Below are 20077 nucleotides of genomic sequence, written 5' to 3'. Positions count from 1 at the left end.
CGGAATGCGGAGGATCGCGCTCGCGATGGTGCTGCTCGGCGCGATGGCGTCGAGCTGCACGGTGGACCCCTACTGCTTCGACTGCGTCGAGGACGCAGGCGGCATGGACGCGCAGGTCGGTGAGGACGCGGGCACCGATGCCGCGCAGATCGACGCGTTCCGCGAGGACGCCGGCACCGACGCCGGGCCCGACCTGCCCGACGGCTGCACGCCGGGCGCGGTCGAGCGCTGCAATCTCGCGGACGACGACTGCGACTCGATGATCGACGAGGGAATCGACACCTCGACCGATCTCGATCACTGCGGCGGGTGCAACCAGCGCTGCGCGCCCGACCACGCATTCGGGGAGTGCGTCGACGGAGAGTGCACGTTCACGACGTGCGACGTCGGCTTCTACGATCTCGATCCGGCGCAGGACGGCTGCGAGTACCGGTGTCCGTACACCGACACCGAGGACAGTCGCTGTGATCGCGCGGACAACGACTGCGACGGTCGCGTCGACGAGAATTTCGATCTCACGAGCGATCCGCTCAATTGCGGCGACTGCACGTTCGAATGCCGGTTCGCGCACGCATCCGGCACCTGCAGCGGCGGAAGCTGTGTCCTCGGCGCGTGCGCACCGGGCTTCGTGGACGACGACGAAGATCCGGCGAACGGCTGCGAGTACGCCTGCACGCCGAGCGACACCGGCGTCGAGACCTGCAACCTGCGCGACGACGACTGCGACGGAACGATCGACGAAGGCGATCCCGGCGGCGGCGCGACCTGCGGCAGCTCGACCGGCCTCTGCAGGACCGGCATCGAGCACTGCGTCGGCGGCGCGATCACCTGCACCGGCGGAGTGTCGCCCTCGGTCGAGCTCTGCAACGGTCAGGACGACGACTGCGACGGAACGAGCGACGACGGCAATCCGCAGGGCGGCCGACTCTGTGGCACCGGCATCGGCACGTGCGAGCCGGGCCGCGAGGTCTGCACCGGCGGCCTGCTCGTGTGCACCGGCGCGATCACCGCGACCGTCGAGGCGTGCAACGGCCTCGACGACGACTGTGACGAGCGCATCGACGAAGGCGACCCCGGCGGCGGCGCGAGCTGCGCGAGCGACACCGGCGAGTGCGCCGCGGGCGTGCAGCACTGTCGCGGTGGCGTGATCGCGTGCGAGGGCGCGACCGGTCCGACGATCGAGGTCTGCGACGGACAGGACGACGACTGCGACAGCAACGTCGACGAAGGCAATCCCGGCGGCGGCGCACGCTGCGGCACCGACGTCGGCACCTGCACCGCGGGCACGCGCGTGTGCACCGGCGGAGCGCTGGTGTGCACCGGCGGCGTCGGCCCCGGCACCGAGAGCTGCGACGCGCTCGACAACGACTGCGACTCTCGCGTCGACGAGGGCAATCCCGGCGGCGGCGCGGCGTGCGGCAGCGACACCGGCGAGTGCAGCGCGGGCGTGCAGGTCTGTCAGGCCGGCGGATTCGTGTGCACCGGCGCGGTCGGACCGAGCGCCGAGGCGTGCGACGGACAGGACGACGACTGCGACGGAACGATCGACGAGGGCAATCCCGGCGGCGGCGGGAGCTGCGGCGTCGAGACCGGCGCGTGCGTCGCGGGCACCCGCGTGTGCACCGGCGGCACGCTCGTGTGCACCGGCGCAGTGGGACCCGGCGTCGAGACGTGCAATTCGATCGACGACGACTGCGACGGAACGATCGACGAGGGCAATCCCGGCGGCGGCGCGGCGTGCGGCAACGGCACCGGCGAGTGCACGCAGGGCGCGATCCAGTGCGTCGGTGGAGCGCTGGTGTGCTCCGGCGGCACCGGCCCGACGACCGAGGCGTGCGACGGAGAGGACGACGACTGCGACGGCAACGTCGACGAGGGCAATCCCGGCGGCGGCGCGCAGTGCGGCACCGACGTCGGCACCTGCGCGCCCGGCACCCGCGTGTGCACCGGCGGATCGCTGGTGTGCACCGGCGCGATCGGCGCCACGGCGGAGACCTGCGACGGGCTCGACAACGACTGCGATGCTCGCACCGACGAGGGCAATCCCGGCGGCGGCGCGAGCTGCGGAGTCGACACCGGCGAGTGCAGCTTCGGATCGCGCGTCTGCACCGGCGGAGCGCTGGTGTGCAGCGGCGGAGTCGGGCCGAGCACCGAGACCTGCGACGGTGAGGACGACGACTGCGACGGCAACGTCGACGAGGGCAATCCCGGCGGCGGCGGTCTGTGCGGCAGTGACGTCGGCACCTGTCGCCCCGGCACGCGCGTCTGCACCGGCGGATCGCTCGTCTGCACCGGGGCGACCGGCGCGACCACCGAGACCTGCGACGCGCTCGACAACGACTGCGACACTCGCGTCGACGAGGGCAATCCCGGCGGCGGCGCGAGCTGCGGTGTCGACACCGGCGAGTGCAGCTTCGGATCGCGCGTGTGCACCGGCGGCGCGCTGGTGTGCTCGGGCGGCACCGGGCCGAGCCTCGAGATCTGCGACACCCAGGACGACGACTGCGATGGGATCATCGACGAGGGATTCAATCTCTCGAGCGACGTGAACAACTGCGGTGCGTGCGGGAACGTCTGCACGATCCCGGGCGCGATCGCCCGCTGCACGATGTCGAATTGCGCGATCCAGGCGTGCCAGACGGGTCGCTACGACATCGACGGTCTGCCCGGCAACGGCTGCGAGTACGCATGTGACGTCGCGGGCGCCGAGGCGTGCAACGGCCGCGACGACGACTGCGACGGTCGAACCGACGAGTCGCTCACGCCGCCCGCGACGTTCTGCAATCCGAACGGCGTGTGCGCGGGCACGACCGCCGTCTGCACCGCGGGCGGGTGGGTCTGCAACTACCCCGCTGCGACGTACCAGACGACGGAGACGCGCTGCGACGGTGTCGACAACGACTGCGACGGAAGCATCGACGAGCCGTTCGCGCTGCGCGGCACCGCGTGCAACAACGGCGAGCTCGGCGCGTGCCGCCGCGCGGGCACCTACGTGTGCAACGCGGCCGGCACCGGCGTGTCCTGCAACGCGCCGGCGAGCGGCGGCGGCACGACGGAGATCTGCGACGGTCTCGACAACGACTGCGACGGCACGCTGGACGACGGAGCGCCGGTGTCGTGGGTGCCGTTCACGTCGGGCTCGAGCTCGCGGTGGATCATGCAGTACGAGGCGTCGCGTCCCGACTCGACGTCGTCGACGACCGGCGTGATGAGCCACCGCGTGTGCTCGCAGGCGTCGCGCATGCCGTGGACGCAGGTGACGTACGCGCAGGCGCAGGCCGCGTGCTCGACCGTGGGCGCCCGGCTGTGCACGGAGACGGAGTGGCGCGACGCGTGTCGCTCGTCGGGCGGGAGCTGTCGCTGGTCGTACGGCGCGTCGTGCTCGACGTACTCGTCGACGACGTGCAACGGCAACGACTACGACCCGGTCGCCGGCGCGCCCGACACCGACGTGGTGCTCGCGACGGGCTCGCTCCCGATGTGTTACGCGAGCTGGGGCGCGACGTCGGCGCTGCGCGTCTTCGACATGTCGGGCAACGTCGAGGAGTGGGCGGAGCGGCGCAGCGCGGGCGTGAACCCGATCCGCGGCGGCGCGGCGAACGACACCGCGGGCGGCATGGAGTGCGGCTTCGACTTCGTCGTCGCGGGCGACACGTTCAACACGGCGACCGTCGGCTTCCGCTGCTGCCGAGCGACCGCGCCGTGAGCCCGTGCATCGGGCGCTCGCCGGAGCGCCCGATGCGCGCTAGCTCGCGCGGATGGCCGCCAAGAAGCGAGCGCGCACCGTGCGCCGGAAGCTCGAGCGCGAGCTCGAGTCCCTCCACGACGCGCGCGAGAAGCTCGCGCGGCTCTCCGAGGGCGGCGCGCCCGAGCGACCGATCGTCGTGCCGAGCGCGTCCGTGATCGAGACGCGCGCGCTCTCGCTCGGGTGCGCGCGCTGCGAGAGCGAGCTGCGCATCGAGTCGCACGACGCGATCGGCGGGTTGCGGCGCGTGCGCGCGCGCTGTCGAGCGTGCGGCGCGATCCGCGAGATCTGGTTCGACCTCGCGAGCCGCCTGCTCTCGTGAGCCCGTGACGCGGTGCGGCACGAGCGTTGCTCGAAGGTCCGGGCACGGAGGTCTTTGATGGCAGCTCACGTTCGACTCTGGCTGGACGACCAGGTCCCCGCCCCCGAGGGCTGGACCACGGTCACCAACGTCGACGCAGCGCGCTCGCTGCTCGAGTCCGGCGTCGACACGATCTCGCTCGGTGACCGGCTCGATACGAGCCACGGGCATCGGCTCGCGCTCCTGCTCTGGATGATGCGCAGCGGCCACTGGCCGCGCGAGCGCCCGGAGGTCCACGGCGCGCGCCGCCTCGAGATCACGGCGCTGAAGCTCGCGCTCGATGCCGCGTGGCCGGTGCGCGAGCGTGTGGCGCGCGCGGCGCGCGCCGCGGAGCGCGCGATCGAGAGCTCGGGCGTGAGCCGCGTCGCGGAGAACGCGGTGCAGACGACGCGCTCGCTCATCGCACGCCGCACCGCGCGCGCGAGCTGAGCGAGCATTCGCGACACGGCGGGAGCGTGGCCACGCGCCGCGCTCTCGCCGCACACGTCTCGCGATGTCTCACTCGGGCGCGCGCTTCTTCGGTCGCTTCGCCTGCTTGTCACGGCGCGCGATCGCGCGCTCGTAGGCGGCGTGCAGCGCGCGGAACGCGTCGGGATCGCCGCCCTGATCGGGGTGCGTCTCGAGCGCGCGCGCGCGATAGGCGCGCTTGATCTCCGCGACCGTCGCCTTCGGATCGACGCCGAGCACTGACCACAGGCTCTGCGGCGCGCCCACGGGCGCACGCCGCGCGCGCACGTGCTCGCTCGCTCCCTCGCGCGCAGCGCGCAGCTCCGACGGCGTGAACGGCGGCATCCCGCGCATCACCCGCACGCACGCGCGCGCCCATCGCGCGTCGACCTCGACCAACGCGCGCGCCGCGACGCGCTCCGCGTCCTGCTTCGCCTCTTCGTACGTGCTCGCGCCGCCGTTCGACGCGTCGGGCTTGCGGAACGGGTGCAGCGCGGGCGGCTCGGTCCACCACGCCGCCCAGAAGAAGCGGCCGCGCTGCGTCTTCGCGATCGAGACCACGGGTGCGAAGAGCTCGGTCACCGCGCGCCTTCATACCGCGCCGCGGCCCGTCGATGCACGCGCCCGCGCTGCGCGGCGCGCGCGAGGCGGCGCGCCACGGGCGCGATCGTGCCCGCGCGCTCGGATCGTGGTCCTGGTGTGCGCTCGTGTTGGCCCGCGTTCTGCGACGTCGCGCGCATGACGAGGAAGGTGCAGGACGCGGTCGTCGTGATCACCGGCGCATCGAGCGGCATCGGTCGCGCGACCGCGCGCGCGTTCGCGGCCCGGCGTGCGCGCGTGGTGCTCGCAGCGCGTCGCGAGGCGGCGCTCGACGACGTCGCGCGAGAGTGCGAGCGCGCGGGCGGGCGCGCGCTCGTCGTGCCCACCGACGTGACCGAGCTCGAAGCGGTCGAGCACCTCGCGTCGCGTGCGGTCGACGCGTTCGGCCGCATCGACGTGTGGGTCAACAACGCGGCGGTCGCGGTGTTCGGGCGCTTCGAGGACACGCCGTACGACGCGTTCCGGCGCGTGATCGACGTGAACCTGCTCGGCTACGTGCACGGCGCGCGCGCCGCGCTGCCGCGGCTGCGGCGCGCGGGCGGCGGCGTTCTGATCAACAACGCGTCGATCCTCGCGCGCCTCACGCAGCCGTACATGAGCGCATACGTGATGTCGAAGCACGCGATCCAGGCGCTCTCGGACTGCCTGCGACAGGAGCTCGTCGGCTCCGGCATCGAGGTGTGCACCGCGCTGCCGGCGGCGATCGACACGCCGCTCTGGCAGCACTCCGCGAACTACACCGGGCACGTCGTCGAGCCGCCGCCGCCGGTGTATCCGCCCGAGCGCGTCGCGCGCACGATCGTGTCGCTCGCGGAGCGACCGAGGCGCGTCGCCTACGCAGGCAACGCGGGGCGCGTGCTCTCGTGGCAGCACCTGCTCGCGCCCGGCCTCAGCGAGCGCGTGATCGGCGCGGTGATGGACCGCGTCACGATCCGCGACGACCAAGCGCCGGTGAGCGACGGCAACATCTTCATGCCGCTCGCCGACGGGCACGGCGCGGGCGGCGGCTGGAGCGAAGGCGCGAGCCTGCTGCGCGCGATGCGCCGCCTCGCGAACCGCGTGCTGCGCGGCGATCAGCCGCGCGAAGGAGAGCCGACGCGGCTCGCGACCGGGCGCTGAGCGCACTCTCGATCAGGGCTCGCCTTCGTCGATCGCGCCCTCGTAGAAGAAGCGCTCTTCGACGATCGCTCCGCCGGACCAGCGCTGCACCGCGACCTCCTCGAGGCGCATCGGACGTCCGTCGCGTCCGACGAAGCGGATCACCCACTCGACGAACGACACGCCGCTCGCCTCGTCCGCGGCCATCGCGCGCGCGACGAGCTTCGGCGGTCGCGGCTGCTCGGCGAGCGCGGCGCGCTCGTACTCGACGCACGCGGCGCGGCCCGAGCGCGCGCGCTCGTAGTTCTCGAAGACGACGACGTCCTCGGCGTAGAAGCGCTCGATCGCGTCGAGCGTGTGGCCCGCTTCGCAGGCGCGGACGAGCTCGACGAGACGATCACGGATGTGCGCGACGCTCATACCCGCGACCATGAGCCCGGCCAGCACGTGAGTCGAACGTCGCGGCGACGCGACGTGTAGAGTCGCAATCGACTTCGCCTCACGTCGACATACACACTCGCGAATCCGTCGAGGGGCAATCTCCACAGTGCGCGTGTAGACTCGCGACGTGCATCGCGCGTCAGATTCCGCACGTCGTCGGCCGGTCTCCTCTTTCTCCAGCGCGCTGCCGCCGTGGCTCCTCTTCGCGCTCGCGCTCGGCGCCTGCGAGATGGATCGCGTCGGCATCGATCCGGACGCCGCAGGGCCACGATGCGACGCCGGGAGCTGCGTCGACGCGCCTCAAGCCGCGACGTGCACCGACGGTGTGCGCAACGGCGGAGAGATCGCCGTCGACTGCGGCGGTGAGTGCACCGGATGCCCGAACGGCACGGCGTGCACGGCGGATCGCGACTGCGCGAGCGCGCTCTGCGTCTCCGGTGTCTGTGCGACCCCGAGCTGCGACGACGGCCGCACCGACGGCGACGAGACCGACGTCGACTGCGGCGGCCCCGAGTGCGATCCGTGCGACGACGGCCGCGCGTGCGAGGCCGCGACCGACTGCGCGAGCGGCGTGTGCGGCGACGACACGTGCGTCGCGGCGAGCTGCGCCGACACCGTGCTGAACGGCACCGAGACCGACGTCGACTGCGGCGGCAGCTGCGCCGCGTGCGCGCTCGGCGCGACCTGCGCGATCGCGACCGACTGCGCGAGCGGCGTGTGCGAGGAGAACGTGTGCGTCGCGCCGACGTGCGACGACGAGGTCGCGAACGGCGACGAGACCGACGTCGACTGCGGCGGCAGCTGCCCGGGCTGCGCGGTCGGCGCGGCGTGCGACGACGGCGACGACTGCGTGAGCCTGTCGTGCAGCGATGCGGGACAGTGCCTCGCGCCCGCGTGCGACGACGAGATCACGAACGGCACCGAGTCCGACGTCGACTGCGGCGGTGCGTGCCCGCACTGCGACACCGGCGGCGCATGCACGACCGGCGGCGACTGCGTGAGCGGCGTGTGCGAGTCGAACGTGTGCGCCGCGCCCGCATGCGACGACGGGGTCGAGAACGGCACCGAGACCGACGTCGACTGCGGCGGCGACTGCGATCCGTGCGAGGACGGCGAGGGCTGCGGCGACGGCGACGACTGCGAGAGCGGCGTGTGCGACGGCACCGGCACCTGCGTCAGCGCGAGCTGCGTCGACGGAGTGCAGAACGCAGGCGAGACGGACGTCGACTGCGGCGGTCCGTGCGGCGACTGCGACGACGGTGAGGGCTGCGCGGTCGGCGGCGACTGCGCGAGCGGCGTGTGCAGCGCGGCGAACGTGTGCGCGGTGCCGTCGTGCACCGACGGAGTCGACAACGGCACCGAGACCGACGTCGACTGCGGCGGCAGCTGCCCCGCGTGCGGCCAGGGCGACGGCTGCAGCGACGGAGACGACTGCGAGAGCGGCGTGTGCAGCGCGAACGCGTGCGCGGCGCCCACCTGCAACGACGGAGTGGAGAACGGCAGCGAGACCGGCGTCGACTGCGGCGGCGGCACCTGCGGCGACTGCGGCACGGGCGGTGGATGCGCAGGGCCCGGCGACTGCATGAGCGGCGTGTGCACCGGCAACGTCTGCGCCGCGCCCGCGTGCAACGACGGAGTGCGCAACGGCGCCGAGACCGGCACCGACTGCGGCGGCGGTGCCTGCGTCGACTGCGGCACCGGCGGCGGATGCGCGAGCGCGAGCGACTGCGTCAGCGGCGTCTGCACCGCGAACGTCTGCGCCGCGCCCGCGTGCAACGACGGAGTGCGCAACGGCGCCGAGACCGGCACCGACTGCGGCGGCGGTGCCTGCGTCGACTGCGGCACCGGCGGCGGATGCGCGAGCGCGAGCGACTGCGTCAGCGGCGTCTGCACCGCGAACGTCTGCGCCGCGCCCGCGTGCAACGACGGAGTGCGCAACGGCGCCGAGACCGGCACCGACTGCGGCGGCGGTACCTGCGTCGACTGCGCCACCGGCGGTGGATGCGCGAGCGCGAGCGACTGCGTCAGCGGCGTCTGCACCGCGAACGTCTGCAGCGCGCCGACCTGCACCGACGGCGTGCAGAACGGCACCGAGACCGACACCGACTGCGGCGGCGCGACGTGCCCCGACTGCGCCGAGGGCGACTCGTGCACGGCGAACGGTGACTGCGCGAGCGCGCACTGCGTGAGCGGCGTGTGCGTGGTCGCGCCCACCGCGGGCTTCTCGATCCCGCCGCCGAGCGCGGCCGCGCCGCTGACCGTCACCGCGACGAGCAGCGCGACGCCCGGCAGCGCCGCGATCACCCAGACTCGCTACGACTGGGGCGACGGCGGCGGCTTCGTCAGCGCGAGCACGCACACCTACGCGGCCTCGGGCACGTACACGGTCATCCAGGAAGTGCGCGACGCGAACAGCCTGACCGCGACCGCGAGCCAGACGATCACCGTCGACGACTTCCAGCCGGTGCGCTTCAGCACGACCGACATCTCGCCCGGCGTGAGCCTCTCGGCCGATCGACTCTCGGTCGAGAGCTGGCCGACGCGCGGCGGCGTGCGCTCGAACCGCGCGGTGATGCCCGGCTCGGGCGTCTTCTACTTCGAGTCGGAGCGCCTGATCGGGCGCGGCTCGGTGTACGGCGCGGGCGTCGCGACGGCGGCCGAGGTTCTCGGCAACGTCGCGGGCGCGACCGCGCAGTCGCTCGGCGCGATCACCGGCGGCGGCATCGAGAGCAACGGCAGCACCTGCACCGGCGGGACGCCTTGGTTCTCGCGCAGCGAGCGCTTCTTCGGCTTCGTCGTCGACTACCGCGGCACCTCGCCGATCGTGCACGTGCTGCTCGACGACGGCGCCGGGGCTCCGTACGTGAAGCAGTCGTGCACGATGGCGGTCACCACGCCGCTCTACATCTTCTACAGCGGTGAGCGCTACGAGCTCCGCTGGCAGATGCGGATCAACCCGGGCAACGACACGACGAACCATCCGTTCCACTTCACCGCGAACGGCGTGCGCGACGCGCTCACCGCGGCAGGCGCGACGTCGGCCGCGAGCGCGCTCGTGATGGGCTGGGGCCAGACGCGCGCGCGCGCCGTCAGCACGGCGCCGGTGCTCACGACGTCGCCGAGCCTCTCGGTCGCGGTGGGCACGCCGGTGACCCTCACCGCGAGCGCGACGGACGCCGAGGACGGCACGCTCACGTCGACGATCACCTGGGAGGACGTCGCGACGCAGCGCCATGCGCGCACCACCGGCACCGGCGCGACGTTCTCGTTCACGCCGACCACGGTGGGCCGTCATCCGATCGTCGTGACCGCGACCGACTCGTACGAGGTCACCACGACGCGCACGATCATGGTCACCGTCACCGGCACGCTGGCCCAATTCGATCCGGTCGTGCTCACGCCGGACGCGCTCACCGGCCAGGGCGTCACCGTCGCGCCGAACGGGCTCGGCGCGCGCTTCGACGGCTTCGACAAGTACGGCATCCGCGCGAACCAGCCGATCTACGGCCAGTTCTGGTACTTCGAGGCGACGCGTCAGGTCCCGCCCTCGAACATCGGCATGGGCCTGGTGACCGCCGACGGCGATCTCGATCCGTACGAGTTCGGTCGCGTGCCGTACTCGATGTCGGTGAACACGCTCGGCGGCACGTGGCGCAACCTCGTGTGGCAGAGCGCGTGGGACAGCTCCGCGAGCACCTACGGTCTCGCGGTCGACTACCGCGGGCAGAACCCGGTCGTGTACGTGATCATCAACGGCGTCATCCAGGAGACGCTGATCCTCGACGACGTCTGGGTGCCGCTCTACCCGATGCTCTACGCGAACCCGACGAGCAGCGTCGCGCCCGCGCTCGACTGGACGATCAACTTCGGGACCTCGTCGTTCGTCTACGATCCGACCGCGATCCTCACCGCGGCAGGCGTCGACGCGAGCGGGCTCGAGGTCGGCTGGGGCGACGCGAACACGCCCTGAGCGGAGCACGCAGTGCGCTGGCTGCGACCGCGCGGTCGCAGTCGCGCACCAGACCGTCATGGGAAATGCTCGCTGAGTCGCGGACGGATCGCCGCGACGGCGAGGCACGCGTGGTGCAATCTGGAAAGCGCCCATGCGTGCCGTCTCGCTCCTCTCGCTCGTGCTGCTGATCGGATGCTCGCCGGAGATCACGAGCGACGATCCACGTGACGCCGGCGTCGACGCGCAGCGCGCCGTCGACGCGAGCGAGCCCGCGCTCGACGCGCCGAGCGATCCGCCCGACGCCAGCGCGCCCGACGCGTCGAGCGACCCCGACGCAGGCCCCGACGTCGCGCGCAGCACTGGATGCACCAGCGGCGAAGGCCTCGCGGAGGGCGAGCACCGCTTCACGCTCGGAGGGCTCGACCGGCTCTACCGTCTCCGCTTGCCCGAGGGCTACTCGCGCGACCGCGCGTGGCCGCTGATCCTCGCGCTCCATCCCAACGGCGGCAACGCCGGCTACTGGGACGGCACGTCGGGCGATCGTGCGATCCGCGAGCTCGCGCGCGAAGAGGCGATCGTGCTCGTGGCGCAGGCGCGCGAAGGCGACTGGCGCGGCGATCTGCCGGTCGAGCTCGCGTACTTCGACCACGTGATCGACGAGCTCGAGAGCACGCTGTGCATCGACACGTCGCGCATCTTCTCGATGGGCTTCAGCGGCGGCGGCTCGTTCAGCGGCGTGCTCGGGTGCATGCGCGACGACATCCGCGCGATCGCGAGCGGCGGCGCGGTCATCTACTTCGATCGCGAGGCGTGCGTCGGAGAGCCCGCCGCGTGGATCACGATCGGCGCCGAGGAGCTGATCGACGGCCGCGCGCAGTTCCGCGACTTCTGGCGCGATCGCAGCGGCTGCGACGCGACCTCGACGGCGACCGATCCCGCGCCGTGCACCGCGTACGACGGCTGCGAGAGCGCGCGACCCATCCACTACTGCCAGCACGCGGGCGGCCACGTGTGGCCCGCGTTCGGCACTCAGGCCGCGTGGGACTTCTTCCACCAGTACTTCGCGCCGTGACGTCCTCGCGCCGTGCTTGATGCACGACGGCGTGCGCGGTACGACCGCGCGCGATGACCGACGCGACGCGGGGCACGTCTCCATCGGGCAGATCGCTCGCCGACCTCGTCGCGCTCGCAGCGCTCAGCGCCGCGTGGTGGAGCGCGGCGGTGCTCGTCGATCCACACGGCGACTTCCCGCTCAACGACGACTGGGGCTACGCAGTGCCGGTCCGCGCGCTCGTCGACGAGGGCACGCTCCGCTTCGCCGACTGGCAGAGCATGCCGCTGCTCACCCAGGCGCTCTGGGGCGCAGCGTTCTGCGCGCTCTTCGGCGTGTCGTTCACCGCGATGCGCGTCTCGACGCTCGTGCTCGGGTGGCTCGGGCTGCTCGCGACCTACGCGCTGCTGCGCACGCTGCGCGCGCCGGTGCGGTGGGCCGCGCTCGGCGCGTGCGCGCTCGCGCTCTCGCCGATCTACTTCGCGCTCGCGTTCTCGTTCATGACCGACGTGCCGTTCGTCGCGCTGATGATCGCGGCGAGCGCGGCCTGGGTGCACGCGGTGCGCACCGATCGCGCGAGCTGGCGCGTCGTCGCGACGATGCTCGCGGTGATCGCGACGCTCGATCGCCAGATCGGCATCGCGCTCCCGCTCGCGTGGGCGGTCGGCGACGCGCTGCGGCTCGGGCTCGGACGGCGATGGGCCGCGAGCGCGCTCGTGCCGCTCGTGATCGTCGTGGGCGCGCTGGTCGCGTTCCAGAAGATCGTCGACGCGACGATCGGGCTGCCCGCCTTCTATCACACGAAGTCGGTCGAGCTGATGCAGGCGCTCGGCGGGCTCGTGCGGCTGCGCGGGCTCCGTTATCCGCTCGAGCGCACGTCGCTCTCACTGGTCTATCTGGGCCTGTGGTCGCTGCCGATCGTGCTCGGCGCCGCCGCGGCGATCGCGCGCCGTCGCTGGGTGATCGCGAGCACGCTCGGCGCGCTCGTCGTCGGGCTCGCGCTCGGCGCGATCGGCGTCGCGATGCCGCTCACCGGCAACGTGTGGATCGAGACCGGCATCGGGCCCTACACGCTCGACGGCGACGCGCCGCGCGCGCCGCACGTCGTGTGGATCGCGATCACCGGCATCGGCGTGGCCGCAGCGTGGCTGATGCTCGTGGTGCTCGGTCGCGCGCTGCGCGCGCGGCTCGGTTGGCACGAAGCGACGCCCACGATCCGCGCGCGCGCGAAGCGCGCGTGGAGCGCGCTCCGGGAAGGCGAGATGCCGATCTGGATCGCGCTCTTCCTCACCGCGCTGATCGGCTACGCGCCCACCGCGGTCGTGTACGGGCCCTTCTTCGATCGATACCTGCTCGGCCAGCTCCCGTTCGTGCTGGCGCTGCTCGCGCTCGAGATCGTGCCGACTCCGAGCGATCGCCGCGTGCTCGCGCTGGGCAGCGTCTTCGTCGTCGCGTCCGCGCTCTTCTCGATCGCGGCGACCCACGACTACCTCGCGTGGCAGCGCGCGCGCTGGGCGCTGGTCGAGCGCGCCGCCGAGCGCTCGATCGCGCGCACCTCGATCGACGGCGGCTTCGAGGTGAACAACCACCCCGCCCCCGAGGGCCCGCCCGTCGAGAACGAAGACGCGCCCTACCGCCTCGCGATGTCGCCGATGGAGGCCCACGAGGTCGTCGAGGAGCGCGCGGTCGACGCTTGGATGCCGTGGTCGGTGCGCCGCGTGTACTTGTTGCGCGCGCTGTGAAACGACGTTTCACGCACGGTGAAACGTCGTTTCAGCCAGGTGAAACGACGTTTCAGCGCTTCTCGATGCGCGCGACGACCCACATCGCCGCGACCATCGAGCCGACGAACACCACGGCCTCGAGCGACCCGCTCGCGAGCGCGGTCACGCCCGGCCCCGGACAGTAGCCGCCGAGCCCCCAGCCGACGCCGAAGATCGCCGCGCCCGCGATCAGCCGCGCATCGAGGTCGCGCTGGGTTGGCAGCGAGAACGTCTCCGCGAGCACCGGCGCGCGCCGGCCGCGCACCCACCGGTACACCGCTGCGTTCACCGCGATCGCGCCGACCATCACGAACATCAGCGCGGGCCGCCAGTCGCCGGTCACGTCGAGGAAGCCGATCACGTTCGCGGGCTGCGTCATCCCGCTCACCACGAGGCCGATCGCGAAGAGCGCGCCCGAGGCGAGCGCCACGAGGCCGCGCTTCGTCCCTGCGTCCATCACGCGCCTCCGAGCGAGCGCACCACCAGCACCGTGAGCGCGCCGGTGAGCATGAACGCGAGCGTCGCGACGATCGATCGCGGCGCCAGACGGCTGATGCCGCACACGCCGTGACCGCTCGTGCAGCCGTTGCCGATGCGCGTGCCCACGCCGACCAGCACGCCCGCGATCGCGACCAGCGGGAGCGCGGGCGCCCCGCTCGCGTCGAAGCGCTCCGGCGCGACCACGAACGCGACGAGCCCGCCCGCGAGGAGCCCGACGACGAAGAGCGCACGCCACGCGACGTCGCCCCGACGCGGCGCGACGAGCCCGCCGAGGATGCCGCTGACGCCCGCGATCTTGCCGTTCAGCGCGAGCAGCAGCGCCGCCGCGGCGCCGATCATCACGCCTCCCGCGAGCGCCCATCCGAACGAGACGAAGTCCATCCGAGGTCCTCCTCCGTGAGGCTCCCACGCAGTCGCCGTGCCATCACGGTGATCACCGCGGTCTGCGAGCAGACGCACACGGACGTTTCTCACGCGTTTCACCGGACGCGGGTCGGTGAAACGTCACGTTTCGATCGGTTCCGCCGGAGCCCGCGACCGATCGCGGGCGCGGCCGCTTCCGGCCACGGCACGCCCGTCGCAATCGAGCCCTCTGCGTCATGTCCCTCGTCGTCGGTCTCGCGCTCGCGATCCTCGTCGGCATCTCGCTCGGGCTGCTCGGCGGCGGCGGCTCGATCCTGATGGTGCCGGTGCTCGTGTACGTGCTCGGGCGGAGCACCCACGAGGCGATCGCGACGTCGCTCGTGGTCGTCGGCGTCACCAGCCTCGCGGCGCTGGTTCCTCATGCGCGCGCCGATCGCGTGCGCTGGAGGACCGGGCTGCTCTTCGGCGCGACGAGCATGCTGGGCGCGTACGGCGGAGGGCGCGCCGCGCACCTCGTGCCGGGCGTCGTGCTCCTGCTCGGGCTGGGCGCGATGATGCTCGTCACCGCGGGCGCGATGATGCGCGCGCGCCCGACGTCCGAGCGCGGACGGTCGGCGCCGGTCGTGGTGCAGGGGCTGATCGTCGGCGCGCTCACCGGGCTCGTGGGCGCGGGCGGTGGCTTCGTCGTCGTGCCCGCGCTGGTGCTGCTCGGCGCGCTCTCGATGCGCGACGCGATCGGGACTTCGCTGCTCGTGATCGCGATGAACTCGTCGGCCGCGCTGATCGGGCACCTCGGCTCGACGTCGATCGATCTCGAGCTCGCGGCGCCGATCACGTGCGCGGCGGTGGTGGGCAGCGCGCTCGGCGCGTCGCTCGCGGGGCGGGTGCGTCCGGATCTCCTGCGGCGTGCGTTCGCGTGGCTCGTGCTCGGCATGGCGGTGCTCCTCCTCTCGCAGGAGGTGCCGCGCGCGGCGGGCGTGGAGGTGAGGCTCGATCGCGACTGGCCGTGGGTGCTCGGGCTCGCCGCGATCCCGGTCGTCCTCGGCGCGATCGACCTCGCGCTGATGAAACACGCGTTTCAGCCCGACGCGTCGCGGTGAAACATCGTTTCGAGAGGTGGCTCCGATGCTCTTCCGACAGCTCTTCGACCACGAGTCCTCGACGTACACCTACCTGCTCGCCGACGAGCGGACGCGCGAAGCGGTGATCATCGACCCCGTGCTCGAGCAGGTGGAGCGCGACGTCGCGCTGGTGCGAGACCTCGAGCTCGAGCTGCGCTACGCGCTCGACACCCACGTCCACGCCGATCACGTCACGGCGCTGGGCACGCTGCGCGAGCGGCTCGGCTGCCGCACCGTGCTCTCGGAGCGCGCGGGCGTCGGGTGCGCCGACGTGCTGGTGAAGGACGGCGACCGCATCCGGTTCGGCGCGCACGAGTTCGAGGTGCGCGAGACGCCCGGGCACACGAGCGGCTGCCTCACCTACGTCACCGGCGATCACACGATGGCGTTCACCGGCGACGCGCTGCTGATCCGCGGCTCGGGCCGCACCGACTTCCAGCAGGGCGACGCGCCGACGCTCTATCGCTCGGTGCACGAGAAGCTCTTCACGCTGCCCGACACGACGCTCGTGTACCCGGGGCACGACTACAAAGGACGCACCGTCACGTCGATCGGCGAGGAGAAGCGGCTCAACCCGCGGCTCGGCGGCGGGCGCGGCGAGGCCGAGTTCGTCGCGATCATGGCGAAGCTCCAGCTCGCGTACCCGAAGAAGATCGACGTCGCGCTGCCGGCGAACCTCGCGTGCGGCGTGCCGCGCGGCGTGCCCGCGACGCCGGAGCCGATCGAGGCGCCGCGGTGGGCGCCGGTCGAGACGAGCGCAGGCGGGATCCCGGAGCTGGCGCCCGAGTGGATCGCGACGCATCCCGGCGCGGCGCGCCTCGTCGACGTGCGCGAGCCGAGCGAGTTCGTCGGCGAGCTCGGGCACGTGCCCGGCAGCGAGCTCGTGCCGCTCGCGACGATCGAGCGCGAGGCGCAGTCGTGGGATCGCGGCGCGCCGATCGTCGCGATCTGTCGATCGGGCGGGCGCTCGGGCAAGGCGGCGCTGCAGCTGCGCGCGCTGGGCTTCGGGCGCGTCGCGTCGATGCGCGGCGGCATGACCGCGTGGAACGCGCAGCGACTGCCGATCGATCGGGGCGGCAGCGCGCGCGAGGACGCGACGCAGTCGAGCTAGACCGTCGCGGTCGCGAGCCGGACCGCGATCGCGCGGCCGCGGACCTCGGGGCGCGACGGGATCAGCACGCGCAGGACGTAGTAGACCGGCAGCGCGACCGGCGCGCCGAACAAGAACGTCGCGCCGAAGAGCGCGCGGCCGAGGGGATCGAGGCCCTCGTCGTTCACCAGCAGCGCGGCGTAGACGAGCAGCACGATGAACTGCGTCACGAAGTGCCCCGCGAGCAGCACGAGGCCGGCGCCGGTCGGCTCGCCGGCGATCACGATCGTCGCGATCGCGAGCGTCAGCAGCGAGCCGGGGACGAGCGCGAGCACGCCGAGGATGCCGCGGTCACGGTGACGATCGAGCTCGGGCGCGGAGGAGCCGTCGAGCGAACGCGTTGTGTGGCTCATGGTGACCTTCCTTCGCGATCACCATGCAGCTGCGCGGACGCGCGAACAGCGGCGGCCGGCGCGAACACGCCGTTGCTGCTGCGGCAACGATCCCGTGCGCGACCCTCAATTCGCGGCGAGCCGATCGCGCAGGGCCTGCAGCCGCCCGTGGGCGCGCGCGTCGACGATCGAGACCGCGATCGCGCGATCGACCGCGGGGATCGCCTCGCTGCCGTAGATCGTCGCGATCGCCTCGGCGGCACGCGTGCCGGCGGTCGGGTGCGCCGCCATCACCACGAGGTCGGTGAGCATCTGCTCGTCGCCGCGGCTCGCGGGCGACGCGCGGTACGCGCGCTCGTAGCTCTGGATCGCCGCGGTGAGCGAGCGCTCCTGACGCTGCGAGTACGCGAGCAAGAGGTGCGGTCGCGCGTCCCACGGCTGCTCGCGGATCATGCGCGTCAGGGTGCGGCGCTCGGGCGCGCGCAGCGTCTCGCCGGCCGCGAGCTGCGTGCGGATCGCAGCGAGCTCGGGAGGAAGAGGCGGCGCCCACACGTCGCCGGGCGCCGGACGCTCGCCGGTGGGAGGACCGAGCAGCGGCGTGTCGTGCTCGATCTGGAACGAGGGCGCGGGCAACGTCGCGACCGGCGGCGGCTCGGGCTCGTCGTGCGAGCGCGACCACGCCCAGCCGGCGATCACGCCCGCGATCGTGATCAGCCCGAGCGCTGCGGCGCCGATCACCGCGGCGATGATCGGGAGGGACGGCATCGGCGGCGCGCGCCGCGCGGGCGGGCTCGGCGCGGGCGCAGCGCTCACGCGCGGCGCAGGAAGGAACGGCTCGAGCGCGCGCATCATCTCCAGCGCCGACTCGAAGCGCTGCGCGGGATCTTTCGCGAGCCCGCGCGCGAGGATCGGATCGAGCGCGGGCGCGAGCGGCAGATCGGGGCGTAGCGTGACGAGCGAGGGCGGCGGCTCGATCAGCGTCGCGCGCAGCTCGTGCACGGTGTCGGGGTCCTGGAACGGGCGTCGCCCCGCGAGCATCTCGAAGAGCAGCACGCTCGCCGCGTAGAGATCGACGCGGCCGTCGATCGTCGACGAGCCGAGCTGCTCGGGCGCGATGTAGCCCGCGGTGCCGAACGCGGTCCCGTGCGCGGTGAGCTCGTTGCCCGCTTTGTTCTCGAGCGCGCCGAAGAACTTCGCGAACCCGAAGTCGAGCAGCTTCGCGTGGTCGTCGTCGCCGAGGCGCTGCACCAGCACGTTCGCGGGCTTCAGATCGCGATGGACGATCCCGTGCTCGTGCGCGTACGCGAGCGCCTTGAGGATCTGCACCACGAGCGCGAGCGCGCGCTCCGCGGTGAGCTCGCGCTGATCGAGCATCGCGCGGAGGCTGCGCCCCTCGACGAGCTCCATCACGAGGTAGGGCACGCCCTCGCTCACGCCGAAGTCGGTGACCCCGACGATGTGCGGATGCGAGAGCGCGGCGAGCATCGACGACTCGCGATCGAAGCGCGCGCGCTCGACCGGGTCGGCATGGGCGGCGCTCTGCAGGATCTTCACCGCGACGTCGCGCCCGAGGATCAGGTGCTTCGCGCGGAAGACGAACCCGAAGCCGCCTTCGCCGATCGGCTCGGACAGTCGATATCGCGCGTCGAGCACGCGGCCGATCCACTCGCGCGGCTTCGCCTCGGCGTCCCGGATCTCCACCTCGCTCAGATCGTGGATCGCACGCGTGGGATCGGGCGCGCTGGTCGGGGGTACATCCTCGCCCATCGCGGTGAGGGTACCGCGATGCGACGCGCGATCGACGTCGATCCCACGCGCCGACGCGGGCGAGGTGCGCGCCGATCGCCGTGCATCTCACCTCGCGGCACTTGGCCGTTCATCGTGTCAGCGCAACGAAAGCGGACGTGTGCACGACGCGCGAGCGAATCGTTGCGAGCGAGCACGAATTCGCCTCGCACGAGTGATCGCTCCGGGCGCGACGCGCCCTCTTGTCCGCGGCACGAGCGAGGACGAGCGCGCGTGCTGATGGAGGTGGATGCGTTGATCCGGAAGCTTCTCTCGATGCTCGCGGTGACGACGGCGCTCGCTGGTTGCGCGCCCGCCGACGAGCCTGGCCTCGACTCCGATCTCGACACGAAGACCGACGCGATCGTCGGCGGCAGCGCGTTCAGCGGCGTGCCCGCGGTCGGCGCGCTCGCGTCCGGCGGCTCGCCGTTCTGCACCGGCACGCTGATCACGCCGACGCGCGTGGTCACGGCGGCCCACTGCGTCGCGGGCACGAGCGCGTCGCAGATCACGTTCATCACCGGCCCGTCGGCGTCGCAGGTCCAGACGCGCACGCGCGTGGTCCGCGCGGTCCCGCACCCCGGCTACAACTCGCGCGCGCTGACGAACGACATCGCCTATCTCGATCTCGCGTCGCAGCCCGCGGGCGTGCAGCCGATCGGCGTGCTGCCGGCGAACAGCATGACGTCGTCGTGGGTCGGTCGTGAGCTGCTGCACGTCGGCTACGGCGTGAGCGATGGCCGGACCCAGAGCGGGTCGGGCATCAAGCGCGCGGTGAACATCCCGATCACGCAGGTGTCGAGCACGCAGTTCCGCTACGGCGCGGCCGGTCGCAACACGTGCAACGGCGACTCGGGCGGTCCCGCGCTGCACCGCGACGCGAGCGGTGCGTACCTCGTCGCCGGCGTGACGTCGTACGGAGACGCGTACTGCACGCAGTACGGTGTCGACACGCGCGTCGACGCGTACCTCGACTTCCTCGGCGTGAGCGGCGGTGGTCCCGTCGATCCGCCGGACGACGGTGGTGGTGGTGGCGGCGCGGAGCCCGAGACGATCCGCCAGTCGGGCTCGCTCGCGCAGGGTCGCGCGCAGTTCTTCGACGCACTGCCGGTCGCGGCGGGCTCGCCGTTCCGCGCGGCGCTCAGCGGCACCGGCGATGCGGATCTCTACGTGCGCTTCGATGCGCGCCCGACGAGCTCCACCTACGCGTGCCGCCCTTACGCGGGCGACTCGAACGAGCTCTGCGAGCTCACCGTGCCCGCGGGCGCGACCGAGGCGTACGTGGCGGTCAACGGCTACACCGCGAGCGAGTTCACGCTGACGATCACGTACACGCCGGCGGAGTGATCACGGCGCGAGCGCGACGA

Annotated in this window: 16 protein-coding genes; 10 read left to right on the top strand and 6 right to left on the bottom strand. The window is 72.6% G+C overall.

Translation table 11 applies throughout. From position 1 onward, the window contains the following. The first annotated feature begins 4 nt into the window (after positions 1-4). The 3 genes from DB32_RS01250 to DB32_RS01240 are packed head-to-tail and all read left to right on the top strand — an operon-like array spanning position 5 to position 4535. Positions 5-3706 carry a MopE-related protein gene (locus tag DB32_RS01250; protein ID WP_157068577.1) on the top strand — a complete coding sequence of 1234 codons (3702 nt, stop codon included), beginning with the start codon at positions 5-7 and terminating at the stop codon, positions 3704-3706. 52 nt (positions 3707-3758) lie between these two features. Then, entirely contained in the window at positions 3759-4067 is a 309-nt protein-coding gene (locus DB32_RS46215) for a hypothetical protein (protein WP_053230579.1), read from the top strand. 57 nt (positions 4068-4124) lie between these two features. Further along, positions 4125-4535, top strand: coding sequence for a cyclic-phosphate processing receiver domain-containing protein (locus DB32_RS01240; RefSeq protein WP_053230578.1), 411 nt, complete (start codon positions 4125-4127; stop codon positions 4533-4535). 69 nt (positions 4536-4604) lie between these two features. Here DB32_RS01240 and DB32_RS01235 read toward each other — a convergent pair whose 3' ends face one another. Further along, positions 4605-5135: a J domain-containing protein gene (locus DB32_RS01235; protein ID WP_053230577.1), complete on the bottom strand. Its 531-nt coding sequence runs from the start codon at positions 5133-5135 to the stop codon at positions 4605-4607. 156 nt (positions 5136-5291) lie between these two features. Here DB32_RS01235 and DB32_RS01230 point away from each other — a divergent pair, with 156 nt between their 5' ends. Beyond that, a complete protein-coding gene (locus DB32_RS01230) occupies positions 5292-6272 on the top strand; it encodes an SDR family oxidoreductase (protein ID WP_075097788.1) in 981 nt (326 codons plus the stop codon). A 12-nt stretch (positions 6273-6284) separates the two neighbouring features. Here the strand turns inward: DB32_RS01230 and DB32_RS47840 are convergent, their stop codons facing one another. Then, a complete protein-coding gene (locus tag DB32_RS47840) occupies positions 6285-6698 on the bottom strand; it encodes a nuclear transport factor 2 family protein (protein ID WP_169791289.1) in 414 nt (137 codons plus the stop codon). A 223-nt stretch (positions 6699-6921) separates the two neighbouring features. Between DB32_RS47840 and DB32_RS01220 the strand changes: the two genes are divergently transcribed. The 3 genes from DB32_RS01220 (at position 6922) to DB32_RS01210 (ending at position 13437) form a co-directional block, all read left to right on the top strand. Then, on the top strand, positions 6922-10662 hold the full coding sequence (locus DB32_RS01220; RefSeq protein ID WP_157068576.1) for a PKD domain-containing protein: 3741 nt from the start codon (positions 6922-6924) through the stop codon (positions 10660-10662). Between the two features lie 133 nt (positions 10663-10795). Further along, positions 10796-11716, top strand: a complete 921-nt coding sequence (locus DB32_RS01215) for a CE1 family esterase (protein ID WP_053230574.1) — start codon at positions 10796-10798, stop codon at positions 11714-11716. A 53-nt stretch (positions 11717-11769) separates the two neighbouring features. Then, positions 11770-13437 carry a glycosyltransferase family 39 protein gene (locus tag DB32_RS01210; RefSeq protein WP_053230573.1) on the top strand — a complete coding sequence of 556 codons (1668 nt, stop codon included), beginning with the start codon at positions 11770-11772 and terminating at the stop codon, positions 13435-13437. 52 nt (positions 13438-13489) lie between these two features. On the opposite strand, the gene DB32_RS01205 is transcribed toward DB32_RS01210, so the two are convergent. Both DB32_RS01205 and DB32_RS01200 read right to left on the bottom strand, forming a co-directional pair. Next, positions 13490-13915 carry a DUF6691 family protein gene (locus DB32_RS01205; RefSeq protein ID WP_053230572.1) on the bottom strand — a complete coding sequence of 142 codons (426 nt, stop codon included), beginning with the start codon at positions 13913-13915 and terminating at the stop codon, positions 13490-13492. Further along, positions 13915-14340 carry a YeeE/YedE family protein gene (locus tag DB32_RS01200; RefSeq protein WP_053230571.1) on the bottom strand — a complete coding sequence of 142 codons (426 nt, stop codon included), beginning with the start codon at positions 14338-14340 and terminating at the stop codon, positions 13915-13917. Before DB32_RS01200 ends, DB32_RS01205 begins: the two co-directional genes overlap by 1 nt. A 218-nt stretch (positions 14341-14558) precedes the next feature. Between DB32_RS01200 and DB32_RS01195 the strand changes: the two genes are divergently transcribed. Both DB32_RS01195 and DB32_RS49835 read left to right on the top strand, forming a co-directional pair. Next, on the top strand, positions 14559-15422 hold the full coding sequence (locus DB32_RS01195) for a sulfite exporter TauE/SafE family protein (protein ID WP_053230570.1): 864 nt from the start codon (positions 14559-14561) through the stop codon (positions 15420-15422). Positions 15423-15447: 25 nt separating this feature from the next. After that, positions 15448-16554 (top strand): MBL fold metallo-hydrolase, encoded by a 1107-nt coding sequence (locus DB32_RS49835; RefSeq protein WP_053230569.1) that lies wholly within the window; start codon positions 15448-15450, stop codon positions 16552-16554. On the opposite strand, the gene DB32_RS01185 is transcribed toward DB32_RS49835, so the two are convergent. Together DB32_RS01185 and DB32_RS01180 are read right to left on the bottom strand one after the other, a co-directional pair. After that, positions 16551-16946, bottom strand: a complete 396-nt coding sequence (locus tag DB32_RS01185; RefSeq protein ID WP_053230568.1) for a hypothetical protein — start codon at positions 16944-16946, stop codon at positions 16551-16553. The genes DB32_RS49835 and DB32_RS01185 overlap by 4 nt on opposite strands. A 105-nt stretch (positions 16947-17051) precedes the next feature. After that, positions 17052-18692 (bottom strand): serine/threonine-protein kinase, encoded by a 1641-nt coding sequence (locus tag DB32_RS01180; RefSeq protein WP_053230567.1) that lies wholly within the window; start codon positions 18690-18692, stop codon positions 17052-17054. A gap of 273 nt (positions 18693-18965) precedes the next feature. On the opposite strand from DB32_RS01180, the gene DB32_RS01175 reads away from it, so the two are divergent. After that, positions 18966-20057 (top strand): trypsin-like serine protease, encoded by a 1092-nt coding sequence (locus tag DB32_RS01175; RefSeq protein ID WP_169791288.1) that lies wholly within the window; start codon positions 18966-18968, stop codon positions 20055-20057. Positions 20058-20077: the final 20 nt, after the last annotated feature.

The sequence above is a fragment of the Sandaracinus amylolyticus genome (assembly GCF_000737325.1).
GTDB classification, from domain to species: domain Bacteria; phylum Myxococcota_A; class Polyangia; order Polyangiales; family Sandaracinaceae; genus Sandaracinus; species Sandaracinus amylolyticus.
This window is presented reverse-complemented; position numbering and strand designations above follow the sequence as displayed.